Below are 17,855 nucleotides of genomic sequence, written 5' to 3'. Positions count from 1 at the left end.
AAACTCTTCGAATATTAAAGCCACATGAGTTATTTTAGTAAATGAGAATTACCCCTCACTTATCGCTGTATTTAAACCGGCCTCAGCATCAGCGAGCATAGCAAACTCCTCATCTGCACTTTTGGCCACTAAATGTTTAGAGCTAAAGCCAAAGTAATACGCCGCACCGACTATAAATAGCACCATAGTGTATAAAAAAGCACGGGGGTCAAAGGCGTACACACCGGTCAGAGCAATCAAGGATAAACACAATGCTATGCTTGAAGTGACAATGCCGCCAGGCGTTTTATAAGGTCGAGGTAAGTCGGGTTGTTTTAAGCGCAACATTATATGACTGAACGCCATTAACGCATACGATACTGTTGCACCAACCACCGCCATAGCTAACATTAAATCGCCCTCACCACTTAGTGAAGCTAAAAAACCAAATACAGCAGGTACAATAAGCGCTCGTGCTGGCACTTTACGCACTGTAGTAATTGATAACGAACGCGGTAAATATCCTGCACGCGATAACGCAAACACCAACCGACTATAGCCATAAATAATAGAGAAAAATGAAGCCACCAGCCCTGCTAATCCCAGTATATTAACCACGGTTGCTAAATCGCTATTGCCTGTCGCATTTAACGCATCTACCAACGGAACTGCACTTGCGCCCATTGCTGTTGCACCTGCTGCGCCGGGTACTAACACAACCACTAATAACGCAGTAAACAATAAAAATACCATGGCGCCAATAATACCTTTAGGTACATCTTTAGCCGGATCTTTTGCTTCTTCAGCCGCCAATGGCACGCCTTCAACCGCTAAAAACAACCACATAGCAAAAGGTAATGCAGCCCACACCCCATACCAACCCAAAGGTAAAAATTCATTCGCACCTGCGGCATCTGTTACTGCAACATCAAATAAATTGGTAGCATCAAAATTTGTAATTAAAACCACTGCCGTTGCAACAATAGCCAGTACCGCTAAACCGCTTATTACCATCATTACTTTTAGCGCTTCACCTACTCCAGCTAAATGAATACCTACAAACACCAAATAAAATAGTGCATAAACCCATGGGCCATTGAACCCCGTTAACGCCTCCACTGCAGAGCCAATAAATATCACAATGGCGGCCGGTGCTAACGCATATTCAATTAATACCGCAAGACCGGTTAAATAACCACCCGTTGGCCCCATTGCTTGACGAGCAAAACTATAACCCCCTCCAGCAGCAGGAATAGCAGCCGACATTTCAGCCAGCGATAACACCAAAGTTAAATACATAATCGCCATTAACACTGCAGCTATCGCGAAGCCGCCCCAGCCAGCTTCTGCAATACCAAAGTTCCACCCAGCAAAGTCACCTGAAATAACATACGATACCCCTAACCCTGCCAGCAATAGCCAACCTGCAGTGCCACCTTTGAGCTGCCTTTTTGCTAAGTATTCTGAATTATTAGTAGACATAACATCCTCTTTATCGATTTTTTATTTTTAGTTACCGCTATTCCGCATTTAAAAAATGACGGCTCGATTGTTGATGCTCAATCACATCATCCTGTGTCCGATCTTTTAAGTTCACTCCTGTTAGTTTTAATGTTTTAGCTTCATTTAATAAGTAGGCTGCCCGTCTTGCCGCATCGATATAGGGCAAACCAGCAGGACGAATATTAGATATACAATTACGCAGCGAATCGTTAAGCCCTGTTTTAGGCTCCCAGGTTAAATAAAGTCCCAAGCTATCTGGTGAGCTAAGCCCAGGACGTTCACCAATGAGCACCATCACAATTTGGGCATTCAATAACTCACCAATATCATCACCAATGGCTACTCGCCCTTGTTCAACTAAGGTGATTGGAGCAAGAGTAAGTGGCTTATTAACGCTCAACTGTGAAAGTAATTCAGCTATAAAAGGAGCTGCATTTTTTTGAACCGCCAACGATGACAAACCATCAGCGACTACAATGGCTAAGTCGTATTTTTCTTGGGTGCTTTGCTGTTGCTCAGCAACAAAATCAAGTAATAATTGACGACTATTCTCATTTAGCTTTCGACCCAAATCTGGTCGTTGTAAATAAGTAACTCTATCAACCGCTTGGCTATGTAAATGCAATACACGCGCATTAGCTGCATTAACAGTCGCTAACTTTGCTTTCATTTCATTGATATCAAGTGGAAAATTGACTGCATCGCGCGCTTGCGCATGCGACAGTTGAAACGCCAGCATTTCAGAGGTTGGTAAACTAATACCCGCTCGACCAAGTCCTATGCGGGCATCAGTAAACTGGCGTAAGTCACGCCATGGGTTGTGTACCACATTGCCATTATTTTTATGATCAGTATTAGCAAGGTCATTTGATTTAAAATCTGCAGTCATGAACGGCCTCCCGCCAGTGCATCTAACGGCTTAGCAAATGCAGCGGGAAGACTGTGCGATAAAGTAACATCGCTGCTGTTTTTCATAATGTTCATGCTAGTAAGCCACTTTTCAAATTCAGGAGCTGCACGAGAGCCCAAGACTCGGCGCACGTATAACGCATCATGAAATGAGGTAGTTTGGTAATTGAGCATAATGTCATCGGAGCCCGGAATCCCCATCACAAACGAGCACCCAGCTACACCAAGGAGCGTAAGTAAGTTATCCATATCATTTTGGTCAGCCTCGGCATGATTGGTGTAACACACGTCACATCCCATCGGAATACCCAGTAATTTGGCACAAAAATGATCCTCAAGCCCCGCGCGGGTAATTTCTTTGCCATCAAATAAATACTCCGGGCCTATAAATCCCACCACCGTATTAACTAATAGCGGATTAAATTTTCGTGCAACGGCATACGCGCGAGTTTCGCAGGTTTGCTGATCTAGCCCGTGATGAGCATTAGCCGAAAGCGAGCTGCCTTGCCCTGTTTCAAAATACATCACATTATTGCCTACCGTGCCACGCTTTAAACTCAGCGCGGCATCTTGTGCCTCAGCTAAAGTATTTAAACTAAAACCAAAACTCGAATTGGTGGCTTCTGTTCCACCAATAGACTGAAACACTAAATCAACTGGCGCCCCCGCTTCTATGCATTCAATCGTATTAGTGACATGGGTAAGCACACAGCTTTGGGTAGGAATTTCATATTTTTGAATCACCTCATCCATCAATGTCATCAATTTAATAGCCTGCGCCACGTTGTCGGTTGCGGGGTTTATACCTATCACCGCATCACCATTACCGTACAGCAACCCATCTAAAATACAGGCGGCAATGCCGTTAATATCATCTGTTGGGTGATTAGGTTGTAAACGCGTGGATAAATGCCCAGGTAAACCAATGGTGTTTCTAAATGCACTAGTTACATGGCATTTTTTAGCAATAAGGATAAGATCCTGATTACGCATTATTTTGCTAACAGCCGCAGCCATTTCCGGAGTGATCCCCTGTCTTACACTTGCAAGTACCGAGGGAGTTGCAAAGTCACTTAACAACCAATTACGAAAATCTCCCACGGTTAAATGAGCAATCGCCATAAATGCATTAGCATCGTGATCGTCCATAATTAAGCGAGTTATTTCATCGTCTTCATAAGCAATCAGTGCCTCATTTAAAAATGCCTTCAACGGAATATCTGCTAAGGTCATTTGGGCAACCGCTCGCTCTTGCGCTGATTGTGCAATAACACCCGCTAACCTGTCACCTGAGCGATGAGGAGTGGCTTTTGCCATTACTTGCGCCAAATTTTTAAAATTATACACCTGCGTGCCCAGTGTATATCGGTACCTTTGCCCCATGATCTACTCCACATAACAACTAGTTCAAACCTTGGTACAGGTTTTGCTGACCTATAAGCTATAAATCAATTTTGTTTAGTTTCAAGAGAGCTTAATTCATACCAAGACACTATCGAATTTTGGCAAATCATCATTTTTAGCTTTATTTCATATAGTTAACTATAGTTACAGGTGGTAACTTAATCTTAATAAAAATAAAAAAGACAAAGAGTAACTCCATTATGACGCAGCAAGATTTAGCTAGCGCACCACAAAAGAGCATGGTGCATACCCAAGATATAGATGAGCAGGCGCATAATCTAACGCAGTGGCAGCAAAAATATGATCAGCTCAGTGATGGGCGATTTTTTGGGTGTATAGAAAGCGTGGGTTACCCTCATATTCATGCATTTGAAGAATACACAGAGCGTGCTCTTCACCAACAATGCGCAATAGCGCCACGATCTATTTGGCTCGGGATCCCAAAGCAGTCGCAGCAGAGCAAAATTAATGGCTTAAATGTGGCAAGTAATCAATTTATGTGTCGCACTAGTGAGAGTAACTTTGAGCTTATTACACCTGAGCAGTTTAATATTTATGGTTTAGTAATAGACACGCAATCGTTAGAACATATGGCTCAGATACAAGGGATGCACTTAAAAAATATAACGTCTTCAGGTACTGAGCGACTGACAACATGCAACGCCATGCTAAAAAGTGCCCGGGGTATAATAAACAGTATGGTTAGCAACAACGCTTTTGGCCTAAATGCCGATTTACAGCAAGACATGCTTAATATGCTGGCATTACATTTACTAAACGAACAGCTCCCATGTCAACGCATCGCTCCCAGTTATAAACACCGTAAAGCGGTCGTTGATAAAGTTAAAGATTATATAAAAGCGCATCCACAAAACACAGTAACAATTACTCAATTATGCGAACTCACCTTTGTGAGCAGGCGTACCTTACAATATAGTTTTGAGAGTATTTTAGGGATAAACCCACTGCGGTTTTTACGTTTAACCCGATTAAATAATGTTAGAAGAGAGCTAAAATTAGCAAAGCAAGATAAACCCATTTCTGTGGTTGCTGCCAATTGGGGGTTTTGGCATGCAGGGCAATTTACCAAAGACTACACGCAATTATTTGGTGAGAATCCCTCGCAAACAGTGATAAACCATGGTTCTTATTTGGCAAATTCTAAATCGATAATACATGGATAACGAGGATACGGGTTTCGGGTGGCGGGAGACGCTGCGCTGAAAGAATAGATTTAAGGGCTGATATGACTAGGTGCTAGACTGTTTGCACAAGCTCGCTACTCGTCACTCGAAGCCCGTTGCCTTCTCATTTACTCCTCATTCACTTCTCTTTGTGCAAACATGTTTTAAGTGATTAATTCACAAAGAGATCATGAGACGCTGCGCGGAAAGAGAAGGCTAAAGGTGCTAGGTTGTGTTCGCTGCTCGTGACTCGAAACCCGAAGCTCTTAGCTCGAAGTCAGCCTTATTTCGGTAAGTCAAAAGCCCTATTTGATCGGTGCTAATTAAGCCGCGATTAAATAGGACTCTTGTCCTGCATGTTTGTTGTTGCGTTTAAACGAGCCTTTGCCTTTTTTAGCTTTAACCACTTGCGGCTTAAATACTTTAGAGGTTACCAGTGCTGCTAATGCGTTGTGTTTGATCACTCCGCGGCCGGTGTCTACAGCGGATTTATTAACCGCTTTTGCTTTGCATTTTTTAGTCATATTATTTCCTATTCGTTAAAAATAAAAGAATCACTCGAAGGAGCAATGCGCCTTCGTTATTGATGGCGATTGTATGCTTAATTTTCAAGCATGCAATCATTTTTAATGCTGTTTTAAATATATTTTAGCCATAAAAAAAGCGCCGTTTATAACGGCGCCTATTTAGCTTATAAAATTAAAAACTAAAACTTAATTTTGCATAGTAACTACGGCCATCAAAGCCATAGGGTACAGCACGCAATGGGTATTTAAATGCCCCATTAGAGATAGCATTTAATACTTCATCATCACCTAGTTCATCCGGTGTTTCATCAAATACATTATCCGCACCAACCGATAGCGAAAACATCTCGTTAATTTCATAGCTTACGTTTAAATCTACGAGTACTGCCGTTTCTACGGTACTCGTTGCTTTAAATGAGCCATCAGTAGCTAGCTCAATATGATCGTTAGCAAAATACTTCACATCGGTTTCGCCAAAGTAATTAAAGCGAATCATTGAGCTGTACGAATCACGCTCATAATCAAAAGTAAGCGTTGCACGTTCACCCGGTTGTCCATCAGTTAAGAAGCTACTCTGAATATCATCAAGTGCCACATTTTTTGGAATACCTGGCGCTGCATTCACACTATCAATTTTAGTTTCGTTTAAGTTACCCGCAAACGTAGCAGAGAAATTACCGTCATATAAATCGGTGCGGTATGACGCAATAATGTCCACGCCTTGAGTGGTTGAGTTTACAGAGTTTGAAAAGTAATTCGCTTGCACTGCACCCGTTGCTTGCAGAGCAGCAACCGCCTCAGGACTAAACGCCACATCATCCGCCGACAACAAGCTACCTAATGTAATACGGTCTTCAATTTCTACTCGGTAAAAATCCACCGTTAACGATAAATCACTGGTCACATCGTAAACAAAACCGGCACTGTAGTTAGTTGATGTTTCAAGCTTTAAAGTATCAACGCCTAAAGCTGCAGGAAATGCTGAACCTGTTGTCGCAGTAAACGACTGACTTAACGTGCCGTCAGACCCTAAGTTAGTGGTAAAAGCAGTGTAACCACTTTGCTGTAATGATGGTGCTCTAAAACCCGTTGATAACGCACCACGTACCGCAAAGTCATCATTAAATTCATAACGTGTTGCTACTTTACCTATGATGTCGTCACCCGCATTAGAAAAATCTTCATAGCGAAGTGCGCCGCTCACATTCCATGCATCGTTTAACATGGTTTCTGCATCAACATACACCGCATAGCTATCACGGTCGCTCTTATTCGAGGCTTCAGGACGAAGGCCGTTATAAGCTTGAAAACCACATTGTGCAAATTGACTCGGATCGTTCACCGATGGGTATGAGGTATCCGTGTTGGCTGTTCCACATGCGTATGATGCTTCTTCACCGGGTACAATTTCATAGTTTTCTTTACGGTATTCAGCGCCAATTGAAACATAAACAGGCTCACTACGACCAATATCAACAATCCCGTTTATATCTGCATTAAAGGTTGTTTGATCAAACCTAAAACCACCCGAGTATCCCTCTGTTGGGCCAGCATTCGCGGTTATATCGGCATCGCTTGCATCCGGGTTATTAAATAAATACTCCGCCGCGTATGACGCATTTAAAGTATTGCGTGAGGTAAAATCGTATTGGTTTTCACCATAAACTGCAGAAACATCGTAGGTCCAATCAGGGTTAATTTCACCTTTAAAACCAACTGATACCGAAATATCTTGTGCTTCATTATCTATTTGCGGTAAAAAACCGTCGCTGTAAACTTGCGTTACGTTTTTAGACGCTTCATTAAAATTACGGTAAAAGCCGTTGCCTAGTGCAGTACGCTCAGAGTAACCACCAAATGAGTAAAGCTCCCCCTCACCCATTGGCAACGCCATATTGTAAAATACCGAAGTAAATTCACTCTCTGCATTACCTTGTCCCCAACGTACTTCGTCCGATAAAGTACCTGGTGCGACATTAAGTGAACCACCGGTATCTCGCTCTGCGCGGTTAGTTTTATCTGCATCACGGTACTCAAGCGATAAATTAATAAAACCGCCTTCATTACCTAATTCAAAACCACGGTTTAAACCCGCAGAAATTGTTTCTCCATCCCCTTCTGCCGTTTCGCCATATTGTACGTACCCGGTGGTTAAATCTGTTGAGTTATTAAGTGATAAGTTGATAACCCCTGCAATTGCATCTGAGCCATACTGCGCCGCCGCACCATCACGCAACACTTCAACCCCTTTTAAAGCAATAAGCGGGATCGCATTCATATCAGTACCCGCAGAGCCGCCGCCCACAGTACTGGTTAAACCAAAAATAGATTGATTATGACGGCGTTTACCGTTTACTAAAACCAAGGTTTGATCTGGTTGTAAGCCGCGTAATGTAGCAGGGCGAAATAAATCTGAACCATCAGAAACCTGTGTACGCGAGAAGTTAAATGACGGTGCCGTTGCCTGTAAGCTTTGGCCAAGCTCGGTAAAGCCACCTTTATTTAAATCATCTGCGTCAATTAAATCAATAGGTGATGACGACTCAGTGGCAGTTCGGTTTGAAACTCGCGATCCTAAAACAGATATTTGTTCGATATTTTTTTCAGCTTTAGCAGGCGCTTCTTGTGCATTAACCATACTTGGCGCACTGAAAGCAAAAGCAACCGCTACAGCCAATGTGTTTAAACGATATGTTGACATAATGATGACCCTGTTTTGTGTATTCTTATAATGTGTGTGGGGTATATTCCTTTATCCCCTTGCCAACATCCTAGCAACATACACAAACAAAAAGAAACAAAAAAATTGATAAAATTAGCATAAGAATGCAAATAACTTTAAAAACAGAAAAATAACACCTTTAAAAGCTCAAAATACAACCAAAGTAGCAATTTAATATCACAACCCCAAAAGTTAATGCAATGTTAACATTAAGATTTCGTTTATAATTAGTAAAAACAACAGTTTTGTATGTTTTTTGCCCTGCACTGGGTAAAAAACACACTCTAAATGACGTTTTATGCGGTTTTTATTAGACTAAAGTAGATAGCAAAAGGTAAGAAAGGGTACTCAGCTGAAACTATAAATAGGTCGTTATGTAGTACTGTCCGTTTTTAAACAATATTTTATACAGGCCTATTTAAGAGGTGTAACTATGCCAATCAAACTCACTAATAAGATGACAAAGTAGAGGGTCTACGCCTGTTGATTCACAGTACGCACGTAATTGCATGGGGGTTTGTTTATCAAAAATAACTTGCCTAACTACATATAACATATGATTGAATGTGATTAGATCATTATCATTAATACCATCTAAATCATGGCAACTCATCAGTAAGTTACATATTTTAGTATCGTATCCCCATAACTTTAAAACGTAGGCCGAAATAAAATTGGCACTTACGTACCCATCGGCCATAGTTTGGGCATGCTCATCTGGCGCATCGCTTTGAGCTTGAGACAATAAAATAATCTTGCCAACAAAACTCAATAACGCCACCGAGAAAAGTAGCTCTTGATGTTGTAGACTAAACCCAGCTTGTTTAGCAAAGCGCTTAACACAGCTAGCGTAATTCGCCGCTATATTTAATTGCTTTTCATGTACGTCACTAGGAATAGACGATTCAAAGTTTTTAGCAACTAATAAAGACGTCGTAATTGCCATTAATATGGTAATTCCAAGCCTCGATACAGCTTCATCTATTGACGATGTAGGCCTAACAAAACCAAGATAAGCGGAGTTTGCAAGTTGTAACAATTTAGCCGTTATTATTGGCTCTTGAGAAACAACATTGGCTATATCGTGCAAATCAAATTCATTGCTTTGTATTAAGTCTCTAAGTTCTTTTAAAATAAGAGGGTAAACAGGAAAGCTAATCATAGCCCCTAACTGCCTGCGCACATTAAAAGCAAAAGGTAACGACTTTAACGCCGCTACATTGTCAAAAAGCGCGGTTATATCTGCTTCATTAAACGGCTTAGCAAGGTAAGCATGCACAACATTAGGTTGTCGCATCATGGTGCTCAATGTCATATCACCAGTAAGTAATGCTCTGACTGGGTAGGGGTTTTGTGAAGAGCATTGCTCTAAAACATCCAATCCATTCATTTGCGGCATTAAATAATCACTTAATACTAAATCTAAGTCTTGCTTAGTGTTTAGCAGCTGCCAAAATTCATCAATATCAGAGGTTGTCATTATATCAACCTCTGGATAGGCTCGATGAATAGTCCTTTGTAATACTTTTAATAAAAAAGCATCATCGTCTAGTATGACTACCGTTATCGAACTCATTGCGCACCTTGAGAATTAAAATGGTTTAAATAATTACAAAAATCATCCTGCTCTAAAGGCTCACTGTAGTAATAGCCTTGTATGTAGTCACACCCTAACTTTTTAATTAATTCACATTGATAGGCTGTTTCTACCCCCTCAGCAACAACTTTTAAATTTAGATCATGCGACATACGCGTAATATTACGAATCATACTTTGCATCGCTAAAGACGATTCAATATCAGTAATAAGGGTTCTATCTAGTTTAACGCCATCTACAGGCAGCTTAGAAAGATAGCCAAGTGATGAGTAACCTACACCAAAGTCATCAATTAATAGCTTAAACCCCAACGATCTTAGCCTTATTAATTGCTGTTCGCAGGTAGTAAAATCTTCGATTAGATAAGTTTCTGTTAACTCAAAAACTAACTGTGACGGCTCTAAACTATTGCTGCTTAAACACTCGAGCATGTAGTCAATCCAATCGGGATCATCTTTTAATTGCCTAGCAGACAAGTTAATTGCTAATACACCCACCCCTGTTTTGTTGTCTGCCCAGTATTTTAATGTTTTACAGCTTTGAGAAATAACCCAGCGCCCTATTGAGATAATTTGACCATCGCATTCAGCAATAGGGATAAAATGAGCTGGCGCTACCCAGCCATGTTTACTCGGCTCATACCAGCGAATTAACGCCTCAGCAATAAATATTTGGCCTGTTTTAGTATCAATCTTTGGTTGAAAGCGTAATGAAAGCTCATCTTTATTTACCGCTGTTAATAATAAACGGCTTAACTCAAAGTTCTTTTTATAATCAGCTACCAACTGAGGATCAAACCGAGAACAAATACGCTGCTGATCACCTACTTGATAATTCATCGTCAACTGCATTTGATTAACGAGTTCTTTTCCCTCTAAGCTATCCTCAGGAAACAAACCATACACCCCATAAAGCTGCACATGAGCATCGGTGTATTTACTAGGGAGTACTTTTTTCAGATCATTCATCGCCTTATTTAAATCGGTTAAAATTTCACTATCAGATTTAATTTCAGGAACAAATAATACGAACCGATCGGCGCTCTTATGAAGAACTTTGACCGCTTTTTCTGATACACCTTTTAGCACTTCCAAAACCAATTTTACAAGGTGGCTGCCATCTTCTTCCCCTAGCAGATCATTGATTAATTGAAACTGCGCAATACCTATATAAACTAATGCATAACATTCTTTATTCGCTTCACATAAAGCTAAATGATTATAAAAGTCAGACTCGTTGGTTACCACCGACTGTGTTCTGGTGAGTTGAAAAATGTTACTCATGCTATTTGAGTTGCTTGATAACTTTAAAAGTTGATAAGAATCATCATTTAAACAACGCTCTATCATAACTTCTTCGCTTTTAGCTAGATCAGAGGCGTGTGCGTAATTAATAAAAAGTGTACTGCTTTTCTTATCAACAAATGACTGACTCACCGCTTTGTTTTGAGCTGTATCTAAATGGGCGAGGTGTTTATTTTCATATAAATGAATATCTGGAATGATTTCAGCGGCAGGCGCGTTAAAACGATTAATAATACCGTTATTGTCTATTTCTATTAGGCCAGACATGCTGCCCATTAATAATTGATCTCTTACTCTTTTAGCTCGGCGCTGTTCATATTTTACTTGCGCCTCGCTAATGTTCTCAAGTAGCTCACTATCGACCCATGGCTTTTCTAAAAAACGAAATACCAATCCCTGATTCAATAACTCAACCACAGACTTAAAATCAGCATATCCACTTAGCACTAAGTTTACGCAATCGGGCCAGCGACTTTTAACCTGCCGTAATAAGTCAGCGCCGTTCATTTCTGGCATTCTAAAATCGGTAATGATGATTTCAATTTGATTAGCCGCTAATATTTCAAGCGCTTCAAAACCAGTGGATGCTGTTATTACATCATAACCAGAACGAACAAGTACTCGCTTTAAAGACTTCAATACATTGAGTTCATCGTCTACTAATAAAATTCGCAAAGCCACTATTTACACCCCAAGAAGAATTCTATTTTCACCAAATAAAATATTTACACGGTTTATCAATGTATCGTTACTAAATGGCTTACAAATATACCCATCAGCACCGGCATTAACTGCATCGATTAGTTGAGTTTCAGGCATCCCTGAAATCACTAATACCTTAATATCTTTAAACTCTTCGCAAGAGCGGATAAAACGAATGACCTCAATACCGCTTAGTCCCGGCATAGATAAATCAACAGTTATCAGCTCTGGTTTTCGCTGGTGCATTAACGTACCAGCCTCGAACCCACCTGCGGCTTCTACAACGTCAAAACCGCTTCGTTTTAAAACACGCTTAATTGCAGAACGAACATTAGCCTCATCATCAATAATTAAGACTTGCGGCTTATGCGACAAACTTTGTGGAACGGGCATTTTATTTCTGACTAAAAAGTCAATAAAGTCAACCACCTGCACCCTGTAATTACCTCTACCAGTCAGCTTATGCCCTTTTAAGTCTCCCGCGTTAATCCAACGGCTTACCGTACGTTGGTGAACATCGCAATAACTAGCAATCTCACTTGGCTTTAATGTTTTTAGCATGCTAATAAAATTCAACTTGATTTTAAAATCACATTAACATAAGTTTAATGATATAGCGACAAATAGGACATTTAAGACGTAAGTGACATTAATTAACAGCTAACTCAATAACACACCCTATTCAAGAATAGTCTAGAATAAATCCTAAGCTATTATTAATAGTTAAAAACACCCACAATTGTGGCTATCTTTATTACCAAGGGGCATCTATGTTCGCCATTGATACTTTTCACACACACGGCAGCGATATAGATAAATTTATTCAACCTATAAGCCAATTTGTAGACCATGGCCCAGACTTGCTGCTAGGGTTTGCAACAACCGATACCATTAAATACCTTTATAATAATCAGCCACGCTTTTTAAAAAACACTCAAAATTGTTTAATCATCTCTTCGTGCCTTGGTTCATCAACCGAGCAAACCCTCTCATTAAATGAGCAAAGTATCAGTTTATTCTCGATTAAAGACTCAAGGGGTCATTATGGGATTGCCAGTTGCAATACAACCAATAATCTAAGAGAAAATGCCTCTAAAACCGTACTCAAAGCCATTGCTAATGCAGGCCAGCCAGGAATAACCCCCAAAATGGTCTGGTGCTTTCAAGTCCCAGGGAACGAAGAGCTAGTATTACAAGGAATTCAAGATGCGATAGGGCAGCGTATACCCGTTTTTGGAGGAAGTTGCGCCGACAACGACATTTCAGCACAGTGGCGTTTTAGCGATGCTAATAGTGTATACCAACAAGGCTTTATTATTGCGGTGTTATATCCCTCTGTAGAAACGTTCGGCTTTTATAGTTCAGGCTACGATAAAACCGACCAGCTGGGTACAGTTACAAACGTTGATGGTCGCATATTAAAAACAATTGATAACTTACCCGCCTTTGATGTTTATAATCAGTGGCGAAAAAACATAGGGTTTGAACAGTTAAAAGCGGGAAATATACTTGCCCAATCAACGATGACCCCACTGGCAAGAGCCCTTTCCTCTGATGATGATATTCCTAGGCTGCTGCTAAGCCACCCAGCGGTAGCTGAAAATGGCACGCTAGAATTATTTTCAAATTTAAGCGTTGGCGATACTGTTTATCTTGCTTCGGGAAGCCCTGAACAATTAATAAAACGAGGCGATATGGTCGTTTCTTTACTGACCAAACTGGCAGACTTACATGCAATAAAAAATATAAAGGGCGCTATTATTATTTTTTGTGGCGGCTGCATGTTATCTATTCAAAGTGCAATGCAAGAAGTAAAAGACTCTATTGCAGCACAATTACCCAACACACCGTTTATTATGGGCTTTACCTTTGGAGAACTTGGCACATTTAGCGACTCAACTAGTAAGCACGGTAACTTAATGATCTCATGCGAAATATTTGGTGATTCTGTATGACTACCAACGAAATACTATTAGAAAAACTGCATTTATTACAGGTTCATAATTTAGCACTTGAAGAAAACCGTGCCTTTAACAGCCTGATTTTAGACGGCCTAGATGCAATCTTAAAAAACGACAGCACAGAAACCTTACTCACTGAGTTTTTTAATATTTTGCAACAAGCGATCTCTTTTTCTGCGGCTATTTTAATTAAAATAAATCCCAGTGATGAATTATCTACATTAGTTACAGCATCGCACCCTCATAGTGATGCAATAATTACCCAGCTTACAGTTCTCGATAAACCGAATAGAAACATTAAAAATGTATTTAACTTACACCAACTTCCTAATTGGCAAGTAACCGATCCTTTTTGGAATTCGCAGCATGCAATGCTCACCACTCCAGTAAGTACCAGCACAGAGAGCTACCAGCTCTATATTTTTTCTGAAACAATTGGCGCGTTTAATCAGCACGATATTACTTTAATGCAACGCTTTGTCAGTTTTGCAGGGAATACGATTTCACAATTTGAAAAACGAAATCTACTTGTGAAACAAAAAGAAATGGAGGAAAAACAAAGCAACATTGAACAAGTGCTAATCAACTCTGAAAAAATGGCTTCGTTAGGACAAATGGCGGCAGGCGTTGCACACGAAATAAATAACCCTTTAAGCTACATTGTCAGTAATATCCAAAATTTGGCTTACAACCTTGAGCAATTTAGTCATTTAATTAACACACTCAAAGCAGAAAAAGCCATAACGCAGCAAACATTAGTAGATACGCTACAGCATTACCAATTTGATGAATTACAAACAGACTCAAGCGATATCATTGCTGAAATGACTGAAGGGGCTGATCGAGTTAAAGAGATTGTTCAAGGGTTAAGGCAATTTGCTCATCCGGATCAAACCCAAATTGGCGATATTGATATAACCGAGCTCATTGATAACACATTACGTGTTGCCTGGAACGAAATTAAATATAACGCCAACGTTGAAAAAAACTACAACACAGAACCAATCATCATCACTGGTCGTTCGACTCAACTCTCTCAAGTATTTTTAAATTTATTTTTTAATGCCGCTCAAGCTATTTGCGACAAAGTTGGAGTGATCAGTATTACCACTAAAGCCGATAAAAAAAATGCCTATATAACGATTGCAGATAATGGCTGTGGAATTGATAACGATAAACTTAATAAAATTTTTGACCCATTTTACACTACAAAACCAATTGGCCAAGGCACAGGGTTGGGACTGGCTATAAGTAAAGCAATAATAGAACAACACGGTGGCCTAATTAGTGTTAAAAGTCAGTTAAATCAAGGCACTACTTTTAACATTACCTTACCTAAAAAGCCTAACTTAACTGACGATGCTTTGAGTATTTTAAACGCGAAAAAAATCACTAATGAATGATTTTTTATCACATTATCAGTTGTTTACAGCCAAATTTTAAACTAAATTTAATCTTATAACTCATAATCACATTGGTGGTAAAAAGATCAATGACAGATATTGCTCAATTAGAACAGTTAAAGCAGCAGCCACCGAGCATTTTATGCTTAGATGATGAAGCCAATGTACTTAAATCTTTAGTGCGCTTATTACGCCAACATAAATTTGATGTGAGTGTTTCAACCAGTGGTGAAGATGCACTGGAAAAAATGCAAAATAAACAGTTTGATGTGGTAATAAGCGACATGCGCATGCCACACATGAGCGGTGCAGAGTTTTTAGCCAAAGCCAGAAAACTCGCCCCCGATAGCCAACGTATTTTGTTAACTGGTTTTTCTGATTTAGAGTCAACAATAAGTGCGGTAAACGAAGGAGGCATTCACGCCTATGTGCAAAAGCCTTGGCAAAATGACCACTTAATTAGTGTTATACAATCGGGCGTAGAAAAGTTTAGACTAAAAAAACAAAATGAAATTTTACAGTTTCATGTAAATCAGCAAAACCTGCAATTAAAAGAACTTAACAGTAATCTAGAACAACTCGTCGACAAACGAACAAAGCAAATTAGAAACGTACTAAAAAAGCTCGAAGTCGCAAATGAAAATGAAAAACGCGAGCACCAATCCACCGTTGAGCTGCTTTATAACTTTATTAACGCAAACCCTTACCTCGATGGAAAAATAGCCGAAAGTATAGCAGGCACATGTACCCAAATTGCGCGCTTTCTTAATGTATCTCAAAAAAGTATTACATTGGCACCTATGGCAGGATACTTAGCTCAAATTGGTTTACTTGCTATGGATCCTGAGCTTTACAACAAACCCATTAATAAGCTGAATGAAGTACAAAGAAAAACCTTTTATACACATCCTAGTATTTCACAATTAATGCTCATGCCAGCAACTCATTTAAGCGATGTATCTGATGCTATTTATTATCAATTCGAACGTTACGATGGCCAGGGTATCCCTAAAGGACTGGCAGGAAAAGATATTCCCATTGGAGCTATGGTACTGAGCGTAGCACGTGATTATTGGGATTATTACCAGCAAAGTGAGCCATTACTAACAACAAAACAACGCCATGAGTTTGCCCTAAATAATATAAAACTTCACAGTGGTAGCTTTTACCATCCAAAAATTGTAAACGCACTAGAAGCAAGCCATGCAGCGCTTATCGCTTCTGACACTTCAATTGGCTCAATTAAAGTAATGAGTGCTCAAGAGCTTGAAGAAAATATGACACTGGCAAACTCACTGCACAGCCATACAGGCATTATGCTTTTACCTAAAGGACATGTTTTTAATACAAAATCGATTATTAAACTACAACAACTCGAAGCTAAAAAGCCGACCCCATTTAGAATTATGGTTAAAACTGCTAAATGATTGATCTAAATTGCTCTTTTATTCGTTACAATGGGCTTAAATAAATTAATAACTTTGCTTGAAGGAGCACAACGTGTCGCGATTTTCTGCCGTTACCGATAATCCCCACGACGGGCGTTTTAACCAAAAAACGGGAATATTACTGACCAACTTAGGCAGCCCTGATGCCCCCACAGCAAGCGCGTTACGTGTTTACTTACGTGAGTTTTTATCTGATCCGCGCATTGTAGAAATTCCGCGTATTTTATGGATGATCATACTGCATGGTATTATTTTACGCATTCGCCCAAAACGTTCTGCCAAGCTATATAAAAGTATTTGGACTGAAAATGGCTCGCCACTAACCCATATTACTCGCCAACAAAGCCTTAAGCTTAATGACCTGTTAAAGCAACATGGCTACACTAATACCGAAGTTGTCATGGCAATGCGCTACGGCAATCCATCAATCGAAGCGGGCCTTGAAGAGCTTAGAGACAAAGGTTTAACCCGTATTATTGTGCTGCCGCTTTACCCGCAGTATTCAAGCCCAACTACAGGCTCCACATTTGATGCGGTTGCCAATGTATTAAAAAAATGGCGCTGGGTGCCAGAGCTGCACTTTGTAAATGGGTATCACAAAAACCCAACCTACCTAGAATCACTCGCTAACAGCATTAGCGAAGATTTAGAAAAACACGGAATGCCACAAAGAATGGTGTTTTCATACCACGGTATGCCTAAACAGTTTTTAGATAATGGCGACCCATATCACTGCCTATGCCAACAAACCACGCGTTTAGTGGTTGAAAAACTAGGGCTAGACAAAGATAAAGTGCTCACTACTTTTCAAAGTCGCTTTGGTAAAGCTGAATGGTTAAAACCATACACAGATGCAACTCTTGAGAGCTTACCTAGCGAAGGAATTAAAGATATCGCAATTATCAGCCCTGCATTTAGCGCCGACTGCCTTGAAACACTTGAAGAATTAGAAGGTGAAAACCGAGAAATTTTTGAAGAAGCTGGCGGCGAAAAATACCGATACATTGCAGCCCTAAATGACCGTGATGATCACATTGACGCCATGTTTGATGTGTTAAAGCCAATGCTATAAAAAAGAGAGCAGCGGTTAGGTTTTAGCTCTCAGCGTTCAGCTGGAGATTAGCCAAGTGCGGTGAAAGCTTGTAGGCGCGAGTATATCTCGCGCTTTCTCTTGTATCACTTTCTGATAGCTGACAACTTATAACTCAAAGC

At 40.1% G+C, this 17,855-nt stretch carries 13 protein-coding genes; 5 read left to right on the top strand and 8 right to left on the bottom strand.

The genetic code is table 11. From position 1 onward, the window contains the following. Positions 1–48: 48 nt before the first annotated feature. The 3 genes from eat to P20439_RS04705 are packed head-to-tail and all read right to left on the bottom strand — an operon-like array spanning position 49 to position 3,774. On the bottom strand, positions 49–1,461 hold the full coding sequence (gene eat, locus P20439_RS04715) for an ethanolamine permease (protein ID WP_008114357.1): 1,413 nt from the start codon (positions 1,459–1,461) through the stop codon (positions 49–51). 37 nt (positions 1,462–1,498) lie between these two features. Further along, positions 1,499–2,371, bottom strand: coding sequence for an ethanolamine ammonia-lyase subunit EutC (eutC, locus tag P20439_RS04710; RefSeq protein ID WP_008114356.1), 873 nt, complete (start codon positions 2,369–2,371; stop codon positions 1,499–1,501). After that, positions 2,368–3,774 (bottom strand): ethanolamine ammonia-lyase subunit EutB, encoded by a 1,407-nt coding sequence (locus P20439_RS04705; protein ID WP_008464941.1) that lies wholly within the window; start codon positions 3,772–3,774, stop codon positions 2,368–2,370. The genes eutC and P20439_RS04705 overlap by 4 nt, the downstream gene beginning before the upstream one ends. A 221-nt stretch (positions 3,775–3,995) precedes the next feature. Between P20439_RS04705 and P20439_RS04700 the strand changes: the two genes are divergently transcribed. Then, positions 3,996–4,979 carry a helix-turn-helix domain-containing protein gene (locus tag P20439_RS04700; RefSeq protein WP_008464939.1) on the top strand — a complete coding sequence of 328 codons (984 nt, stop codon included), beginning with the start codon at positions 3,996–3,998 and terminating at the stop codon, positions 4,977–4,979. Between the two features lie 323 nt (positions 4,980–5,302). Here the strand turns inward: P20439_RS04700 and arfA are convergent, their stop codons facing one another. The 5 genes from arfA to P20439_RS04675 form a co-directional block, all read right to left on the bottom strand. After that, the gene (gene arfA, locus P20439_RS04695; RefSeq protein WP_008464937.1) at positions 5,303–5,503 is read right to left on the bottom strand and encodes an alternative ribosome rescue factor ArfA; all 201 of its coding nucleotides are present in this window, start codon (positions 5,501–5,503) and stop codon (positions 5,303–5,305) included. Between the two features lie 175 nt (positions 5,504–5,678). Next, on the bottom strand, positions 5,679–8,207 hold the full coding sequence (locus P20439_RS04690; RefSeq protein ID WP_008464935.1) for a TonB-dependent siderophore receptor: 2,529 nt from the start codon (positions 8,205–8,207) through the stop codon (positions 5,679–5,681). Between the two features lie 439 nt (positions 8,208–8,646). Further along, entirely contained in the window at positions 8,647–9,804 is a 1,158-nt protein-coding gene (locus P20439_RS04685) for an HDOD domain-containing protein (protein ID WP_008464933.1), read from the bottom strand. Continuing rightward, positions 9,801–11,810 (bottom strand): EAL domain-containing protein, encoded by a 2,010-nt coding sequence (locus P20439_RS04680; protein ID WP_008464931.1) that lies wholly within the window; start codon positions 11,808–11,810, stop codon positions 9,801–9,803. Before P20439_RS04680 ends, P20439_RS04685 begins: the two co-directional genes overlap by 4 nt. 3 nt (positions 11,811–11,813) lie before the next feature. Continuing rightward, positions 11,814–12,392, bottom strand: a complete 579-nt coding sequence (locus tag P20439_RS04675) for a response regulator (protein WP_008464929.1) — start codon at positions 12,390–12,392, stop codon at positions 11,814–11,816. A 209-nt stretch (positions 12,393–12,601) separates the two neighbouring features. Here P20439_RS04675 and P20439_RS04670 point away from each other — a divergent pair, with 209 nt between their 5' ends. From P20439_RS04670 to hemH, 4 genes are all read left to right on the top strand, one after another. Continuing rightward, positions 12,602–13,786, top strand: coding sequence for an FIST signal transduction protein (locus P20439_RS04670; protein ID WP_008464927.1), 1,185 nt, complete (start codon positions 12,602–12,604; stop codon positions 13,784–13,786). Then, on the top strand, positions 13,783–15,195 hold the full coding sequence (locus P20439_RS04665; protein ID WP_008464925.1) for a sensor histidine kinase: 1,413 nt from the start codon (positions 13,783–13,785) through the stop codon (positions 15,193–15,195). Before P20439_RS04670 ends, P20439_RS04665 begins: the two co-directional genes overlap by 4 nt. Before the next feature lie 89 nt (positions 15,196–15,284). Then, entirely contained in the window at positions 15,285–16,622 is a 1,338-nt protein-coding gene (locus tag P20439_RS04660; RefSeq protein WP_008464923.1) for an HD domain-containing phosphohydrolase, read from the top strand. A 73-nt stretch (positions 16,623–16,695) separates the two neighbouring features. Beyond that, entirely contained in the window at positions 16,696–17,715 is a 1,020-nt protein-coding gene (hemH, locus tag P20439_RS04655; protein WP_008114337.1) for a ferrochelatase, read from the top strand. Positions 17,716–17,855: the final 140 nt, after the last annotated feature.

Origin of the sequence: Pseudoalteromonas sp. BSi20439, assembly GCF_000241165.1 — a bacterium.
Taxonomy (GTDB): domain Bacteria; phylum Pseudomonadota; class Gammaproteobacteria; order Enterobacterales; family Alteromonadaceae; genus Pseudoalteromonas.
This window is presented reverse-complemented; position numbering and strand designations above follow the sequence as displayed.